Genomic DNA, 17,584 nt, shown 5'->3' with positions numbered 1-17,584 from the left:
CTGTGTTTTTAGCAAGTCTGGATGGGCAAATGACCAAAATTGATCGCGTAAAGAAATAATCGCTCAATTCAATCGATAAAAATAAATCATACTTCCATACAAGAGAATTATTCTCATTAATAACATCTTATTTACTTAATTGACCAGTACATGAACGATCTATTTCCTGAAAATGACAGACGGCGCACAATTTAAGTGAAATAATCGCAGAATGTTATCATTTGTTAATTTCCGGCACAGCTCAGAACAAACCGGCATTTTGCCTGAGCGGCGGCAGCGATAGAGTCGATTAATCTATCACTCAGGAAAACAATAAATGCGTGCATTGATTTTGTTGGTCACTTTATGGAGTAGTGCATTTGCCTTACAGGCTGCCACACCGAAAGACACGCTGGTGGTCGCCGTACCGCTGGATGGCATTATCAGCTTCGACCCTGCAGAAAGCTTTGAAACCGTCAGCAACAGCGTACAGCGCAACATCTACCAGACGCTGGTACAAGCCGACCGCGATACGCCACAGAAACTGGCACCGCTGCTGGCAACATCCTGGCAAAGTGGCAGTTCGCCACACAGCCTGGTGTTTAACTTCAAACCCGGCACTCGCTTCTCCAGCGGTAATGCGGTGACACCACAGGATGTGATTTTCTCACTGACACGCGCCGTGCAGTTGAACAAGGCACCTTCTTTCATTCTCGCCGAATTTGGCTGGACCCGCGAAAACATCGCCAGCCAGTTTAAGGTGCTGAGTGACCATCAGTTGGAGATACAATGGCCTGCACAGATCGGTCAGGACTTAGCGCTGCGCCTGCTGACTGCGCCGGTCGCCTCGGTGGTGGACAGTAAAACCGTGCAGCAGCATGCGGTAAATAACGATCTGGGTAATGGCTGGCTGCACACCCACACCGCTGGCAGCGGCGCGTTCACGATTCAACAGTATGTGCCGCAGCAGGCGCTGGTGCTAAGCGCCAATCCGCAAGCTAACCCGCAGCCACATCTGAAGCGTATTTTGCTAAAAGGCGTGGCCGATGCCGGTGCGCGTCGCCTGTTGATCCAGCAAGGCGATGTGGATGTCGCTTATCAGCTCGGCCCGGATCAAATCGATGCGCTGAAGAGCGATAAAAACTTGCGCATCGAAGCGTTCCCTTCAAGCCTGGTGTATTACCTGGGCTTCAATACCCAAAACAAAGCGCAACCGGCACTGGGCAACCCGGCCCTGTGGGAAGCGGCGCGTTGGTTGGTGGATTACCCGTCCATCTCAAAAGATTTGCTGAAAGGTCAGTACCGCATTCATCAGAGTTTCCTGCCGCAGGGCTTTGATGGCGCGCTAGAGGATCAACCGTTCCATTACGATGTGGCGAAAGCCAAAGCGATTTTGGCCAAAGGGGGCATTAAACCCGGCAGCAAGTTTGCGCTGACGGTGATCAACCAGCCGCCGTACATTGATGTTGCCCAGGCGCTACAGGCCAGCTTTGCCAAAGCGGATGTGCAGATTGAGCTGCAGCCGGTGGCAGAATCCGAGTTGTGGAGCAAAATGCGCGGCCGCGATTTCCAGTCGATCTTTATCTACTGGGGTGCGGATTACGTTGACCCCAATACCAATGCCAGCGCTTTTGCTTACAACGTGCCGGGCGGCTCAAAAACGCTGGCGTGGCGAGTCGGCTGGGAGATTCCTGCACTCAGCGCGAAGACACGGGCCGCAGCGGGTGAAAGTGACGCCACTAAACGCCGTGCGCTTTACACCGACCTGCAAAATAGCGTGCAGCAGAACTCACCGTTTGTGGTGATGCTGCAGGGTGCGCAGCAGGTTGCGGTGCGTAACAACGTCAATCATGTGCAGCAAGGGATTGGGGTGAGCTTGCTGTTCTTTGATGTGGTACAGAAGCAGTAAATTCTGTTGATGGGGGAATGACTTCCCCCATCAACACTTTCAGTACAATCTTCATCCTTCTCCTCGCATCGCTTGCTATTCTTTCTGGCATAACCTGTTGCCTGCGAGTGAAAAAATATGACCACCCCGTTGCTGATTGCTCAAACGCCCGACATCCAGTTATCCCTGCTTTCCAATATGGCGAACCGCCACGGCTTAATCACTGGCGCCACCGGCACCGGTAAAACCGTGACGCTGCAAAAAATCGCCGAGTCCTTCTCCAATATCGGCGTGCCGGTGTTTATGGCCGATGTGAAAGGCGATCTGACTGGCGTAGCCACCGCCGGTGAAGGCTCGGAAAAGTTGCTGGCACGGCTGGAAAAGATTGGCGTGACCGACTGGCAGGCGCAGAAAAATCCGGTGATGGTGTGGGACATTTTTGCCGAGAAAGGCCATCCAGTGCGCGCCACCGTGTCCGACCTTGGACCGCTATTGCTGGCGCGCTTGCTCAACCTTAATGATGTGCAATCGGGCGTGCTGCAAATCATCTTCCGCATCGCCGACGATCAGGGCCTGTTGCTGCTGGATTTCAAAGATCTGCGCGCCATGACGCAATACATCGGCGATAACGCTAAATCCTTCCAGACGCAGTACGGCAACATCAACAGCGCCTCTGTGGGGGCGATTCAACGTGGCTTACTGGCGCTGGAACAGCAAGGCGCTGAACACTTCTTCGGCGAGCCGATGCTGGATATCCGTGACTGGATGCGTTGTGACAACGAAGGCAAAGGTTTCATCAATATCCTTTCCGCCGAGAAGCTGTATCAAATGCCGAAACTCTATGCCACCAGCCTGCTGTGGCTGCTGGCGGAACTCTACGAGCAGTTGCCCGAAGCGGGCGATCTCGATAAACCGAAAATGGTGTTCTTCTTTGATGAAGCACATCTGTTGTTTACCGATGCGCCCCCGGTGCTGCTGGAGAAAGTGGAGCAAGTGATCCGTCTGATTCGATCCAAAGGCGTCGGCGTCTATTTCGTCACGCAGAATCCGTCGGATATCCCTGACAATGTGCTCGGCCAGCTAGGTAATCGCGTCCAACACGCCCTGCGCGCCTTCACGCCAAAAGATCAAAAAGCGGTGAAAAGCGCCGCCGAAACCATGCGCGCCAATCCGGCATTCAATACCGTGGAAGCCATTCAGGCACTGGGCACTGGCGAGGCGCTGATTTCGTTCCTCGATGAAAAAGGCAGCCCATCAATGGTGCAGCGCGCCATGGTGATTGCGCCTGGCTCGCGCATGGGGCCGATAACGCAGGATGAGCGCAACGGCCTGATCAATAACTCACCGCTGTACGGCAAATACGACACCGAAGTGGATCGCGAATCCGCGTTTGAGATGCTGCAAAAAGGGGTGCAAGCCGCGCCAAAGCAGGCCGATGCGCCGGAAGCCAAAGGCAATAATGTCGAAGTTGATGATGGCATTCTCGGCGGGTTGAAAGACATTCTGTTTGGCACCACCGGACCGCGCGGCGGCAAGCGCGATGGCGTGGTGCAGAGCGTGGCAAAAAGCGCGGCGCGCCAGGTAACCAACCAGATTATACGTGGCGTACTGGGGAGTTTGATGGGCGGCCGTCGTCGATAACACACTGAAAATATTTATCTTCCTCCGCGGCGCTACGTATGGCGCGGGTATCAGCAACGCAGCAGTGACACCTGTGCGCCGCGACATCAATGACGCTGATTGAATAGGTACAATGATTCACACCGCCACCATAAGGTGTGGTCTGCTAAGATCGTTATATGGATAAATATCAACAACTCAAACGGAGCAAGCGTCTGGCACTCGCATTGCTGCTGGTTGCCGCAGTGACTTTTGTCGTGACGCTGTTTCTGCCACCCAATTTTTGGGTGCTTGGTCTCAAGGCCATTGCTGAAGCGGCGATGGTCGGTGCGCTGGCAGACTGGTTTGCGGTGGTCGCGCTGTTTCGCCGCGTGCCGGTGCCCTTCATCTCGCGTCATACGGCGATTATTCCGCGCAATAAGGATCGCATCGGGGAGAATCTTGGCCGCTTTGTGCAGGAGAAATTTCTTGATACCGATTCGTTGCTGGCGCTGATCCGCCGCCACGATCCCTCGCAGATGCTGGCGCACTGGCTCAACACACCGGGCAACGCCGATCGCATTGGCCGCCATCTGTTGCAGGTGATGCGCGGCTTCCTTGATCTCACGGATGATGAACGCATCCAGCGCTTCCTGCGGCGTGCCGTGCATCGCGCACTGGATAAGGTTGATCTGACGCAATCCAGCGCAATGCTGCTCGACAGCCTGACCAAAAACAATCGTCATCAGGAACTGCTCGATGCCGCATTACAACAGCTGCTGCGCTTGCTGCATAAGCCTGGCACGCGTGAATTTATCGCGGCTCAGATTGTACGCTGGCTGAAGCGTGAACATCCGATCAAAGCCAAAATGCTACCCACCGAATGGCTGGGCGAGCACAGTGCTGACCTGGTGGCCAATGCAGTGGACTCGATTCTGGATGAAGTGGCGCTGGATCAGGGCCATGAATTCCGCCTCGGTTTTAATCGCGCCGTGCAGCGACTGATTGAGAAGTTGAAAACTGATCCCGAAATGGCTGAACGTGCTGAAGTGATCAAAAGCTGGCTGAAAGAGGATGAGTCGCTGAATCGCTACATCGGCGAACTATGGCAGGACTTGCGTAGCTGGCTGAAGGCCGATCTTAACAGTGAAGATTCTCGCGTGCAGGAGCGCGTGCGTCTTGCCGCGCTATGGTTCGGCGAAACGCTGGCAGCAGATGAAGCGCTGCGTACCTCGATGAATCAACACCTGGAAGATGCCGCCCGCAGCATTGCACCCGAGTTCGCCGAATTCCTGACGCGCCATATCAGCGATACCGTAAAGAGCTGGGATGCGCGAGAGATGTCACAACAGATTGAGTTGAACATTGGCCGCGATCTGCAGTTTATTCGGATTAACGGGACCTTGGTGGGTGGCACCATTGGATTAGTTCTGTATCTGCTATCGCAGCTGCCAACGTTGATTCATACATTGAAGTAATAAAAAACCGCCATGGAGATGGCGGCTTCAATGGGTTTTCGTGATAGCTGCGGGTTATCCCTTTACCATCATTAACTGCGCTTCATCAACAGATACAAGCTGATGGCAAAGAACGCGGCGCTCGGCAATAGCGCCCCCAGAAGCGGCGGGATGCCATACACCAGACTCAGCGGTCCGAAGATCTGATCCAGCACGTAGAACAGGAAGCCGAAGCTGATACCTGTCACCACGCGCACACCCATCGACACACTTCGCAGCGGACCAAAGATAAACGACAGCGCCATGAGCATCATCACCGCCACGGACAGCGGCTGGAAGATTTTACCCCACATGTTCAGCAGATAACGCCCTGACACCTGGCCACTCTGCTTAAGGTATTTGCTGTAGTTGTACAGACCGCTAATGGACAGCGCATCCGGATCCAGAGCGACCACGCCGAGTTTGTCAGGCGTCAGGTTGGTTTTCCACTCCCCGCCCAGACTTTGCGAACCGGTAATCTGTTTCGCATCACTCAGGTTGGACTCATCCACCTGCGACAGCTGCCACAACTTCTTGTCTTTGTTCCAGGTCGCACTGGCGGCATAACGCACGCTGAGAAGACGGCGCTGATCGGTGAAGGTGTAAATGCTGACACCATCAATCTCGCTGTCGCCTTTGATGCGTTCGATGTAGATAAAGTCATGGCCGTCTTTCGCCCACAGCCCATTCTGCGTCGACATCAGCGAGCCGCCGTACAGCTGCTGCGCACGGTAGTTACGCGCCATCTGCTCGCCCTGCGGTGCCACAAATTCGCCGATAGCCATGGTCAACAGCACCAGCGGAATCGCGGTTTTCATCACCGCCAGCGCCACCTGCATACGGGTAAAGCCCGATGCCTGCATCACCACCAGCTCGCTGCGCTGCGCTAGCGTTCCCAAGCCCAACAGTGCACCCAGCAGCGCGGCCATCGGGAAGAAGATTTCAATATCTTTCGGTACGCTGAGCAGCGTGTAGTAACCGGCGTCGAGCGCGGTGTAAGCGCCCTGCCCGGTTTTACGCAGCTGATCGACAAACTTGATGATGCCCGATAGCGACACCAGCATGAACAACGTCAGCATGATGGTGTTGAAAATGGTTTTACCGATATAGCGGTCAAGGACCTTAAACATCACTGCGATCCTCCACGACTAAAGCGACCACGAATGCGTCGCATCGGTACCGTATCCCACAGGTTCAACATCACGGCTAGCGCCAGATAAGCCAGGTTCACTACCCACATCCAAATCGCGGGATCGAACCTGCCTTTCGCTGCGTTAGAACGTAACGAACTCTGCAGCAGGAAGAAGATCAGATACAGCAGCATCGCAGGCAGCATTGACAGCACACGCCCCTGACGAGGGTTGACCACGCTGAGCGGCACCACCATCAACGCCATCACCAGCACCGCAAACACCAGCGTTAAACGCCAGTGGAACTCGGCCTGGAACTGCGGCGTTTTGTTTTGGTACAGCGTGCTAATGCTCGCCTGATCGGCATCATTCGGATCGAGCGTGGCTTCTTTATAGCCCACCAGCGCCTGGTAGTTGGTGAAGTCGGTGATGCGGAAATCGCGCAGCATCGCCGTGCCCTCGAAGCGCGTGCCTTTATCCAGCGTCACCACTTGAGAACCGTCTTTACGTTGTTCCATATGACCGCTGTCAGCCAGCACCACCGATGGGCGTGCATTGCCTTTCGGACGCAACTGGGCCAGGAATACGCTACCAAAGTGATTACCCTTCACATTTTCCACAAACAGCACAGTATTACCGTCGCTGGAGGTCTGGAACTGGCCCGCCGCCAGCGCCGCTGCGCCAGGGTTGGCTTTGGCATTTTGTGTGACTTCATCCTGGTAACGCGATGACCATGGTCCTAACCAAAGGACGTTGACCGCTGCGACCGCTGAAGTCAGCAGCATCAGGATCATCGCGGCCTTGACCAGCACGCTTTTCCCCAGGCCGCAGGCATGCATCACCGTGATCTCACTTTCGGTGTACAGCCGCCCAAGGGTCATTAAAATCGCCAGAAACAAGCTTAGGGGCAGGATAAGTTGTGCCATTTCAGGCACGCCAAGTCCTAACAATGTCAGAACCAGATTTGTTGGGATCTCGCCATCCACCGCTGCACCCAAAATCCTGACTAACTTCTGGCAAAAGAAGATCAGTAGCAGGATGAACAGGATAGCCAGCTGGCTTTTGAGCGTTTCCCGAACCAGATATCTAATGATGATCACGCTTAGTACGCCTGTGATAACTTGTCTTTTTGCAGGAAAATCGCTAGTTTCAACGCTTATCAGCCATTTTTCTTCATCAATGGCCGTCATCGTAGCTAAAATAGTATGACGAACGCGTTAGGGTGGTGAAAAAACAACACATTGCCACCACATCTCATTATGACCGTCGGCGTTAAATTGTCATGGCGCCGCTAAAAATAATGGGTTACGAACGCGCTACATTCTAACGACAGCTAAGGCCGTTGTCTTTAAGATTCAGGAGAGTGCATGGAGTTCAGTGTAAAAAGCGGTAGCCCGGAAAAACAGCGTAGCGCCTGCATTGTTGTAGGCGTTTTCGAACCGCGCCGTTTGTCACCCATTGCTGAACAGCTGGATAAAATCAGCGACGGCTACATCAGCGCCCTGCTGCGCCGCGGTGAACTGGAAGGCAAAGTCGGTCAGACCTTGCTGCTGCACCATGTGCCTAACATCCTGTCTGAACGTATCCTGTTGATCGGCTGCGGTAAAGAGCGCGAGCTGGATGAACGCCAGTACAAGCAGGTGATTCAGAAGACCATCAATACGCTTAACGACACGGGTTCGATGGAAGCGGTGTGCTTCCTGACCGAACTGCATGTTAAAGGGCGCAACACTTACTGGAAAGTCCGCCAGGCGGTTGAAACCTCAAAAGAAGCGCTCTACAACTTCGACCAGCTGAAAAGCAATAAAGTTGAACCGCGCCGCCCACTGCGCAAGTTGGTGTTCAACGTGCCAACCCGTCGTGAACTCACCAGCGGTGAACGTGCGATTCAGCATGGTTTAGCAGTGGCAGCGGGCGTCAGAGCCGCCAAAGACCTCAGCAATATGCCGCCAAATATTTGTAACGCCGCGTATCTGGCGTCGCAGGCGCGCCAGTTGGCTGATGCGTACAGCAAAAATGTCACCACGCGTGTCATCGGCGAACAGCAGATGAAAGAGCTGGGCATGAACGCGTATCTGGCGGTCGGTGCTGGCTCACACAACGAATCATTGATGTCGGTGATTGAATACAAAGGCAGTACCGATCCGGAAGCGCGTCCGATTGTGCTGGTCGGTAAAGGCCTGACCTTCGATTCCGGTGGTATCTCGATCAAACCTGCCGATTCGATGGATGAAATGAAGTACGACATGTGCGGCGCGGCGTCCGTGTACGGCGTGATGCGCATGGTGGCGGAACTCAATCTGCCATTGAACGTCGTCGGCGTACTGGTGGGTTGTGAGAACATGCCGGATGGTCGTTCGATGCGTCCAGGCGATGTGCTGACCACCATGTCGGGCCAGACCGTTGAAGTGCTGAATACCGATGCGGAAGGCCGTCTGGTGCTGTGCGATGCGCTGACTTACGTTGAGCGCTTTGAGCCAGAAGTGGTGATTGACGTCGCGACCCTGACCGGTGCCTGCGTGATTGCGCTGGGCCATCACGTCAGTGGTTTGATGTCGAACCATAATCCGCTGGCGCACGAGCTGATCAGCGCCTCAGAACAAGCAGGTGACCGCGCGTGGCGTCTGCCGATGGCGGATGAGTATCAGGAGCAGCTGGAATCCAATTTTGCCGATATGGCAAACATTGGCGGCCGTCCCGGCGGTGCCATCACGGCAGCCTGTTTCCTGGCGCGTTTTGCGCGTAAGTTTAACTGGGCGCACCTGGACATCGCAGGTACCGCATGGCGTTCTGGCAAGGCCAAAGGCGCCACCGGCCGCCCGGTTCCGCTGCTGTCGCAGTTCCTGTTGAACCGCGCGGGTCTGAACGGCGACGATTAATCGTGGTTCAAAGATAGACGTATGAACTCATGGGGCGCAAAATGCGCCCCACTGTCATTAATGGAAATAAGCTTGCCATGAAAAACGCCACTTTCTATGTGATGGAGTCGGAAAGCGCCAGTGACGGCCTGAGCGCCATCGAAGCACTGGTGTGCGATCTGGCCGAAACACGCTGGCGTGACGGCAAACGCATTCTGATTGCCTGCGAGAATGAAGAGCAGGCGAATCGCCTGGATGAGGCGCTCTGGCAGCGTCCCGCCAACGCCTTTGTGCCGCACAATCTGGCGGGTGAAGGCCCACGCTACGGCGCCCCGGTTGAGCTGGCCTGGCCGCAGCGACGTGGCAGTTCACCGCGTGACCTGCTGATCAGCCTGCTGCCACAGTTCGCAGATTTTGCTACTGGTTTCCATGAAGTGATAGACTTTGTTCCTTACGAAGAATCCCTAAAACAACTGGCGCGCGATCGCTACAAAACGTATCGCAGCGTTGGTTTCCAATTGAATACGGCGACGCCACCTCCGCCGCAAACGACAGTGTAGAAATGGAAAAGACATATAACCCGCAAGATATCGAGCAGCCGCTCTACGAGCACTGGGAACAGCAGGGCTACTTCAAACCAAATGGCGACACCAGCCAGGAAAGCTTTTGCATCATGATCCCGCCGCCGAACGTCACCGGCAGCTTGCATATGGGTCACGCTTTCCAGCAGACCATCATGGATACCATGATTCGCTACCAGCGCATGCAGGGTAAAAACACCCTATGGCAGGCAGGTACTGACCATGCCGGTATCGCGACGCAGATGGTGGTTGAGCGCAAGATCGCCGCTGAAGAGGGCAAAACTCGCCAGGATTACGGCCGTGATGCTTTCATCGATAAAATCTGGCAGTGGAAAGCAGAGTCCGGCGGCACCATCACCCGTCAGATGCGTCGCCTTGGCAACTCCGTGGATTGGGAGCGCGAGCGCTTCACCATGGATGAAGGCCTGTCGAATGCGGTACGTGAAGTCTTCGTGCGCCTGTATAAAGAGAATCTGATTTACCGTGGCAAACGCCTGGTGAACTGGGATCCAAAACTGCGTACCGCTATCTCCGATCTGGAAGTGGAAAACCGTGAGAGCAAAGGCTCCATGTGGCATATCCGCTACCCGCTGGCCGATGGCGTGAAAACCGCAGAAGGCAAAGATTACCTGGTGGTCGCGACCACTCGTCCGGAAACCCTGCTGGGCGATACCGGCGTGGCGGTGAATCCGGAAGATCCACGTTACAAAGATCTGATCGGCAAAGAGCTGATCCTGCCGCTGGTGAACCGTCGTATTCCTATCGTGGGTGATGATCACGCCGATATGGAAAAAGGCACCGGCTGCGTGAAGATCACCCCAGCGCATGACTTCAACGACTACGAAGTGGGTCGTCGTCACAAGCTGCCAATGATCAACATCCTGACCTTTGATGGCGATATCCGCGAGCGTGCGGAAGTGTTCGACACCAACGGTGAAGTCAGCGACGAATGCGCCGATGAGATCCCAGCGCAGTTCCAGAAAATGGAGCGTTTCGCTGCGCGCAAAGCCATGGTGGCTGCGGTTGACGAACTCGGCCTGCTGGACGAAATCAAACCACACGATCTGACCGTGCCTTACGGCGACCGTGGCGGCGTGGTTATCGAGCCAATGCTGACCGACCAATGGTATGTGCGCACCGCCCCGCTGGCGAAAGTTGCGGTGGAAGCCGTCGAAAACGGCGACATCCAGTTCGTGCCTAAGCAGTACGAAAACATGTACTTCTCCTGGATGCGCGACATTCAGGATTGGTGCATCTCGCGTCAGCTGTGGTGGGGACATCGCATCCCGGCCTGGTATGACAACGACGGCAACGTCTATGTTGGTCGTACTGAAGCCGAAGTGCGTCAGGAAAATAACCTGGCTGACGTTGTGGTGCTGCGCCAGGACGACGACGTGCTGGATACCTGGTTCTCATCAGGTCTGTGGACCTTCTCGACCCTTGGCTGGCCAGAGAATACCGAAGCGCTGCGTACCTTCCACCCAACCAGCGTGCTGGTGAGCGGCTTCGACATCATCTTCTTCTGGATTGCGCGCATGATCATGCTGACCATGCACTTCATCAAAGATGAAAACGGCAAGCCACAGGTGCCGTTCAAAACCGTGTACATGACCGGTTTGATTCGTGATGAAGAAGGCCAGAAGATGTCCAAGTCGAAAGGCAACGTCATCGATCCACTGGATATGATCGACGGCATTTCGCTGGAAGATCTGCTGGAGAAACGCACCGGCAACATGATGCAGCCACAGTTGGCTGAGAAGATCCGCAAACGTACCGAGAAGCAGTTCCCGGACGGCATTGTGGCTTCCGGCACCGATGCCCTGCGCTTTACCCTGGCGGCACTGGCCTCAACCGGCCGTGATATCAACTGGGATATGAAGCGCCTTGAAGGCTATCGCAACTTCTGTAACAAGCTGTGGAACGCCAGCCGTTTCGTGCTGATGAACACCGAAGAGCATGATTGCGGCCAGAACGGCGGCGAACTGAAGCTGTCACTGGCGGATCGCTGGATTCTGACCGAATTCAACAGCACCGTGAAAGCTTATCGTGAAGCGCTGGACAGCTATCGCTTTGATATCGCTGCCAACATCCTGTACGACTTCACCTGGAACCAGTTCTGTGACTGGTATCTGGAGCTGACCAAGCCGGTAATGAGCAACGGCAGCGAAGCGGAACTGCGCGGCACGCGAAATACGCTGGTCACCGTGCTGGAAGCGGTGCTGCGCCTGGCGCATCCGATCATTCCTTACATCACCGAAACCATCTGGCAGCGTGTGAAAGGTCTGAACAACATCGATCACGATACCATCATGCTGCAGCCGTTCCCGCAGTTTGACGCGGCGAAAGAAGATGCCGAAGCCAAAGCGGATATCGAGTGGATCAAGCAGGCGATCGTGGCCGTGCGTAACATCCGTGCTGAGATGAACATCGCACCGGGTAAACCGCTGGATGTGCTGCTGCGTGACTGCTCGCCAACCGCGCAGCGTCGTGTGGATGAGAACCGTAGCTTCCTGTCGCGCCTGGCGCGTCTGGAAAGCCTGACCATCCTGCCTGCGGGCGAGAAAGGTCCGGTCTCAGTCACCAAGATCGTCGAAGGCGCTGAGTTACTGATCCCGATGGCGGATCTGGTCAACAAAGAAGCCGAGCTGGAGCGTCTGGCGAAAGAGCTCACCAAGCTGGATGTTGAGATTGAGAAAATCCAGGTCAAACTGGCGAACGAAGGCTTTGTGGCACGCGCACCGGAAGCGGTCGTGGCCAAAGAGCGCGAGCGCATTGTTGAGCTGGAACAATCAAAAGCAAAACTGATTGAACAGCAGGGCGTGATTGCGGCATTGTAAGCGCATCAGTCCAACTGCTTAATCCAGGCCGGGCACTGCCCGGCTTTTTTACATCGGAAGAGAATGATGACCACCGCTACGCCACTGAATTTACAGGTGCGCCCGATTGTTGCGGCCGATAATCCGCTGATTGCCCAGGTGATCCGTGATGTGTCCGCAGAGTTTGGCCTGACCGCAGATAAAGGCTACACCGTGTCCGATCCAAATCTGGATCGCTTGTTCGAGTTGTACAGCGAAGCCAACAGCGCTTACTGGATTGTTGAGCATGAAGGTCTCGTCGTGGGCGGCGGTGGCGTGGCACCGCTGGCGTGTAGCGCGCCGGATATCTGCGAATTGCAGAAGATGTACTTCCTGCCTCAAGTGCGCGGTTTAGGACTGGCACGCGCACTCGCATTGCGGGCGATGGAGTATGCGCGTCAGCAGGGCTTTCGTCGCTGCTACCTGGAAACAACCGGCACCCTCACCCGCGCGATTAAGCTGTATGAATCACTGGGATTTGAGCTGATTGATAGCGCGATGGGTTGTACCGGACACGGCGATTGTGAAGTGCGGATGCTGAAGGTGTTGTGATGAGTGCGCATGGCTGCGCACTCGCTTTAAAATGCGGGCACACCGCTATGAAAACGCAGTTCACCATCTGGCTCGCTGATTAAGCGCGCCTCGGCGGTACCAAAGGCCTGCACGCGCGGGGCAATATCCTTCGCTGAAATTTGTTCCGCCAGCTTCAGGTAGTCCTGATAGTGGCGCGCTTCAGAACGCAGCAGTGAGATATAGAACTTCTGCAGTTGATCATCCAGATACGGCGCCAGGCTGGCGAAACGTTCGCAGGATCGCGCTTCAATGTAGGCTCCGCAAATCAACTTATCCACCAGCGCATCCGGTTCAAAGGTGCTGATTTCACGTATCAATCCTTTGGCATAACGGCTGGCAGTGATTTTACGGTACGGCAACCCCCGCGATTGCATAATTTCCCACACCTGATAGAAGTGATGCAGCTCTTCTTTGATCAGCAGAATCATCATCTCGACCAAATCATCCGCCCATGGCAGTTCATTACGCACGATGATGCTCTTGGTCAGATTCTTGTGCGCATTGATAAAGTTGCTGTCCGGCTCATCGCGATAGATGAAATCTTCATAGGGTTTGAGCCACGCCAGAATGGCATCGCCACTCGGCTTATCGGCCACATAGCGACGAATAATAAACACCGCGGTTTGAGCCGCTTTCAGCTCGCACACCATGTGGTCGGTCAGCAACAGCGTCAGGTTTTCTGGCTTGCGTGCCTCATCAATCCACGCTTGTGGCGTGCGGCAGTGCAGGAAATCATAGATGGGTTCTAACAGTGGAGCGTAATTCATCGGCGTTCTTTATTCTGGCGGGGAATGAGAGTTGGGCGACGAACGCCGCCCATCAAAACTTAGTGACGCACACCGTCGTCTTCTTCGTCGTCGATGAAGTCGCCATCGTCGTCTTCATCTTCCGCGTCCGGGTCTTCGAAATAAGTGCCCCAGCCGTCGTAATCGACGTTGAATTTGCCGGCCAGATTCACCAGTTGCTCAACTTGCGCATCAATCAGCTCTGGCTTTAATGCGCCTTCGCTCAGGATGTCCACGCACATTACGGTGCCGCCCTCTTCCAGCTCCAGCTCTTCCGGCTCGCTCACTTCAAAACCCAGTTTGAAAGCCTCAACCGCCACTTTCTCCAGTGAGTCGAAGTTATTGCAAGAGAGGTGATGCTCGATAGTGTAAAGCGCATCCGGATCGCTGCCGTCTTCCAGCAACTCTTCAATGATCAAGCGGGTTTCTTCGCGCTGTTCTTCCAGCAATGCTTCATATGCCATGTGCGTGTCCTCAAAATGTTCGACGTGAATGCAATTATTTTCCCACACTGCCTCGCGCGCCACTACACAAAACAGAAAGTTTCTTAACGCTGGGGTTGAAAATGCATATTCATACGGTTAGATTGAATTTTAATTCAATATTAGACCCCATCTGGAGCGCTGTATGAGTCAGCTGTATTCGAGACACTTCCTGAGATTGCTGGATTTTACCCCCGCTGAAATCGCCGACCTGCTAAGTCTGGCAGGTGAATTAAAACACGCTAAGAAAAATGCCCAGGAAACGCAGTACCTGAAAGGCAAGAATATCGCGCTCATCTTCGAAAAAGACTCGACCCGTACCCGATGCTCTTTCGAAGTTGCCGCATACGATCAGGGCGCTAACGTCACCTATCTCGGCCCAAGCGGCAGCCAAATCGGCCATAAAGAGTCGATGAAAGACACTGCGCGCGTCCTTGGCCGCATGTATGACGGCATTCAGTATCGTGGCTTCGGTCAGGAACTGGTGGAAACGCTGGCGGAATTTGCCGGTGTGCCGGTGTGGAACGGCCTGACGACCGAATTCCACCCGACGCAGTTGCTGGCAGATTTGCTCACCATGCAAGAACATCTGCCGGGTAAACCATTAAGCGACATGACGTTGGTGTATGTGGGTGACGCTCGTAACAACATGGGCAACAGCATGCTGGAAGCGGCGGCACTGGTGGGTCTGGACCTGCGCCTGGTGGCACCGAAGGGTTGCTGGCCGGAAGAGCAGTTGGTTGAACAGTGTCGCGTTGCAGCACAGAAAACCGGTGGCAAAATCACCCTGACCGAAGACATTGGCGAAGGCGTGCAAGGTGCGGATTTCATCTACACTGATGTGTGGGTGTCGATGGGTGAAGCGAAATCAGTATGGGAAGAGCGTATCGCCCTGCTGCGTCCGTATCAGGTCAACAGCGCCATGCTGGCACTGACCGGCAATCCACAGGTGAAATTCCTGCACTGCCTGCCCGCCTTCCATGATGATCAAACCACGCTGGGCCGTCAGATGGCTGAACAGTATGGTCTGAAAGACGGCATGGAAGTGAGTAATGAGGTGTTTGAATCGGCGCACAGCATCGTTTTCGATCAGGCCGAAAACCGTATGCATACCATCAAAGCGGTGATGGTCGCCACGCTGGGTAATAAGTAAAGCAAACGTTTACCTTGCGGCGATTTCTGCTTGATGCAAATCAGTGAATGCGTATAATGCGCCACAATTTGCCGGAGGAAACATGCAACAGCGCAGCGCACAATTTGCCGCTCTACCCCGCCTGACCACAGGCGATGCAGCTGTTTCTTTCCGTCAACCATTTATCGTAAAAAAAGCCCCTTAAGCAGGGGCTTTTTTTTGTCCGCAATCCGGCAGCGCAGAGGAGAACGCTATGGCCAACCCGCTATATCGCAAGCACATTATTTCCATTAACGATCTCAACCGCGAAGAGCTGGAGTTGGTGTTACACACCGCTGCCCAGCTAAAGGCTCATCCCCAGCCGGAACTGCTGAAGCATAACGTGATTGCCAGCTGCTTCTTTGAAGCCTCAACACGTACCCGTTTGTCGTTTGAAACCGCCATGCATCGCCTCGGCGCTTCGGTGGTGGGCTTCGCCGACGGCAGCAACACCTCGCTGGGTAAGAAAGGCGAAACGCTGGCCGACACCATTTCGGTGATCAGCACTTATGTCGATGCGATTGTGATGCGTCACCCACAGGAAGGCGCCGCGCGTCTGGCGACCGAATTCTCCAGCGGCATTCCGATTCTCAATGCCGGTGACGGTGCCAACCAGCACCCGACGCAAACCCTGCTCGATCTCTTCACCATCCGTGAAAACCAAAGCCGCCTGGATAATCTCAACGTGGCGATGGTCGGTGACCTGAAATATGGCCGCACCGTGCACTCGCTAACGCAGGCGCTGGCGAAATTCACCGGCAACCGTTTCTACTTTATCGCGCCTTATGCGCTGGCGATGCCGGCCTACATCACCGACATGCTGGATGAGCAGAACATTGTCTGGACGCGTCATGACACCATCGAAGAAGTGATGCCAGAACTCGACATCCTCTACATGACCCGTGTGCAGAAAGAGCGTCTCGATCCGTCTGAGTATGCCAACGTTAAAGCACAATTCATCCTGCGCGCGGCCGATTTAGCCGGTGCACGCGATAACATGAAAGTGCTGCATCCGCTGCCGCGTATTGATGAGATCACCACTGACGTCGATAGCACGCCGCACGCCTGGTATTTCCAGCAGGCGGGCAATGGCATCTTCGCCCGGCAGGCTCTGCTGGCACTGGTATTGAATAGCGAACTGGCACTGTAAGGAGAAACCGATGACTCACGATAATAAATTGCAGGTTGAAGCCATCAAGCGTGGCACGGTAATCGACCATATTCCTGCGCAGGTCGGTTTTAAATTACTGTCGCTGTTTCGCCTGACCGAGACCGACCAGCGCATCACCATCGGCCTGAATTTGCCTTCGGGTGAGATGGGCCGCAAGGATTTGATTAAGATCGAGAATACCTTCCTGACCGACGATCAGATCAATCAGCTGGCGGTGTATGCGCCTCACGCCACCGTTAACCGCATTGATGAATACGAAGTGGTGGCGAAAATCGCCCCAACCTTGCCGGATCGTGTCGAGCGTGTGCTTACCTGTCCGAACAGCAACTGCATTAGCCGCAGTGAGCCGGTATGCAGCAGCTTTGCGGTGAAACAGCGCGACGATGATGTGCACCTGAAGTGCAAATATTGCGAGAAAGAGTTCGCGCGCCACGTGGTGCTCGGTCACTGGTAATCGTGCCTATCGTCCCTATAATGGGGCGAACCAATACGCGGCTGACAAGGGTCGGCTGCGCACTTCTAAGGAGAAGCAATGTCTCGCGAAATCAGCACAGAAAAAGCACCCGCAGCAATTGGCCCTTATGTGCAGGGCGTGGATCTCGGCAGCATGATTATCACTTCAGGCCAGATCCCTGTTGATCCGGCGACCGGTGCCGTCGCGGATGATGTGTCTGCGCAGGCGCGTCAGTCACTGGAAAATGTGAAGGCGATTGTGGAAGCCGCTGGCCTGAAAGTGGGCGACATTGTGAAAACCACCGTGTTTGTGAAAGATCTCAACGACTTCGCTACCGTCAATGCCACTTACGAAGCCTTCTTCACCGAGCACAACGCCAGCTTCCCGGCACGTTCTTGTGTGGAAGTCGCGCGTCTGCCGAAAGATGTGAAGATCGAGATTGAGGCGATTGCCGTTCGTCGTTAAGTAAAGGCAATGCGCAATACATTGCGCCGCTACAAATTTTTGCTCAACTGTGGCGGCGCAATGAGTGTGTTAGAACATCACGTTAGCGGCATCATTT

At 54.7% G+C, this 17,584-nt stretch carries 15 protein-coding genes; 11 read left to right on the top strand and 4 right to left on the bottom strand.

The features are described 5' to 3' along the window. Window positions 1-316 precede the first annotated feature (316 nt). The 3 genes from VI01_RS16305 to VI01_RS16295 all read left to right on the top strand — a co-directional run bounded on the left by VI01_RS16305 (window position 317) and on the right by VI01_RS16295 (window position 4,944). Entirely contained in the window at window positions 317-1,888 is a 1,572-nt protein-coding gene (locus tag VI01_RS16305; protein ID WP_045815908.1) for an ABC transporter substrate-binding protein, read from the top strand. 117 nt (window positions 1,889-2,005) lie between these two features. Continuing rightward, on the top strand, window positions 2,006-3,508 hold the full coding sequence (locus VI01_RS16300; protein WP_045815907.1) for a helicase HerA-like C-terminal domain-containing protein: 1,503 nt from the start codon (window positions 2,006-2,008) through the stop codon (window positions 3,506-3,508). Window positions 3,509-3,666: 158 nt separating this feature from the next. Then, on the top strand, window positions 3,667-4,944 hold the full coding sequence (locus VI01_RS16295) for a DUF445 domain-containing protein (RefSeq protein ID WP_045815906.1): 1,278 nt from the start codon (window positions 3,667-3,669) through the stop codon (window positions 4,942-4,944). Between the two features lie 71 nt (window positions 4,945-5,015). Here the strand turns inward: VI01_RS16295 and lptG are convergent, their stop codons facing one another. Together lptG and lptF are read right to left on the bottom strand one after the other, a co-directional pair. Then, the gene (gene lptG, locus VI01_RS16290; protein WP_045815905.1) at window positions 5,016-6,092 is read right to left on the bottom strand and encodes an LPS export ABC transporter permease LptG; all 1,077 of its coding nucleotides are present in this window, start codon (window positions 6,090-6,092) and stop codon (window positions 5,016-5,018) included. After that, the gene (gene lptF, locus VI01_RS16285; protein WP_045815904.1) at window positions 6,092-7,192 is read right to left on the bottom strand and encodes an LPS export ABC transporter permease LptF; all 1,101 of its coding nucleotides are present in this window, start codon (window positions 7,190-7,192) and stop codon (window positions 6,092-6,094) included. The genes lptG and lptF overlap by 1 nt, the downstream gene beginning before the upstream one ends. Before the next feature lie 267 nt (window positions 7,193-7,459). Here lptF and pepA point away from each other — a divergent pair, with 267 nt between their 5' ends. The 4 genes from pepA to VI01_RS16265 all read left to right on the top strand — a co-directional run bounded on the left by pepA (window position 7,460) and on the right by VI01_RS16265 (window position 12,938). After that, window positions 7,460-8,971 (top strand): leucyl aminopeptidase, encoded by a 1,512-nt coding sequence (pepA, locus tag VI01_RS16280; protein ID WP_034826455.1) that lies wholly within the window; start codon window positions 7,460-7,462, stop codon window positions 8,969-8,971. A gap of 77 nt (window positions 8,972-9,048) precedes the next feature. After that, complete coding sequence (locus VI01_RS16275; RefSeq protein ID WP_034826457.1) at window positions 9,049-9,510, top strand: DNA polymerase III subunit chi; 462 nt, start codon at window positions 9,049-9,051, stop codon at window positions 9,508-9,510. A 2-nt stretch (window positions 9,511-9,512) separates the two neighbouring features. Continuing rightward, window positions 9,513-12,368, top strand: coding sequence for a valine--tRNA ligase (locus tag VI01_RS16270; RefSeq protein WP_045815903.1), 2,856 nt, complete (start codon window positions 9,513-9,515; stop codon window positions 12,366-12,368). Window positions 12,369-12,431: 63 nt separating this feature from the next. Further along, window positions 12,432-12,938 (top strand): GNAT family N-acetyltransferase, encoded by a 507-nt coding sequence (locus tag VI01_RS16265; protein WP_369801881.1) that lies wholly within the window; start codon window positions 12,432-12,434, stop codon window positions 12,936-12,938. A 26-nt stretch (window positions 12,939-12,964) separates the two neighbouring features. Here VI01_RS16265 and VI01_RS16260 read toward each other — a convergent pair whose 3' ends face one another. Next, window positions 12,965-13,726, bottom strand: a complete 762-nt coding sequence (locus VI01_RS16260; RefSeq protein WP_045815902.1) for a tRNA-(ms[2]io[6]A)-hydroxylase — start codon at window positions 13,724-13,726, stop codon at window positions 12,965-12,967. A gap of 59 nt (window positions 13,727-13,785) precedes the next feature. Further along, window positions 13,786-14,208 (bottom strand): ribonuclease E inhibitor RraB, encoded by a 423-nt coding sequence (gene rraB / locus VI01_RS16255; protein WP_034826466.1) that lies wholly within the window; start codon window positions 14,206-14,208, stop codon window positions 13,786-13,788. A gap of 163 nt (window positions 14,209-14,371) precedes the next feature. On the opposite strand from rraB, the gene argF reads away from it, so the two are divergent. The 4 genes from argF (at window position 14,372) to ridA (ending at window position 17,487) form a co-directional block, all read left to right on the top strand. Continuing rightward, window positions 14,372-15,379, top strand: a complete 1,008-nt coding sequence (gene argF / locus VI01_RS16250) for an ornithine carbamoyltransferase (RefSeq protein WP_045815901.1) — start codon at window positions 14,372-14,374, stop codon at window positions 15,377-15,379. A gap of 232 nt (window positions 15,380-15,611) precedes the next feature. Then, window positions 15,612-16,547 (top strand): aspartate carbamoyltransferase, encoded by a 936-nt coding sequence (gene pyrB / locus VI01_RS16245; RefSeq protein WP_045815900.1) that lies wholly within the window; start codon window positions 15,612-15,614, stop codon window positions 16,545-16,547. A gap of 10 nt (window positions 16,548-16,557) precedes the next feature. Then, window positions 16,558-17,022: an aspartate carbamoyltransferase regulatory subunit gene (gene pyrI, locus VI01_RS16240; protein WP_038649369.1), complete on the top strand. Its 465-nt coding sequence runs from the start codon at window positions 16,558-16,560 to the stop codon at window positions 17,020-17,022. Window positions 17,023-17,100: 78 nt separating this feature from the next. Further along, a complete protein-coding gene (gene ridA / locus VI01_RS16235) occupies window positions 17,101-17,487 on the top strand; it encodes a 2-iminobutanoate/2-iminopropanoate deaminase (protein WP_034826478.1) in 387 nt (128 codons plus the stop codon). Window positions 17,488-17,584: the final 97 nt, after the last annotated feature.

This window comes from Pantoea sp. SM3 (genome assembly GCF_000963995.1).
GTDB classification, from domain to species: Bacteria; Pseudomonadota; Gammaproteobacteria; order Enterobacterales; family Enterobacteriaceae; genus Pantoea; species Pantoea rwandensis_B.
This window is presented reverse-complemented; position numbering and strand designations above follow the sequence as displayed.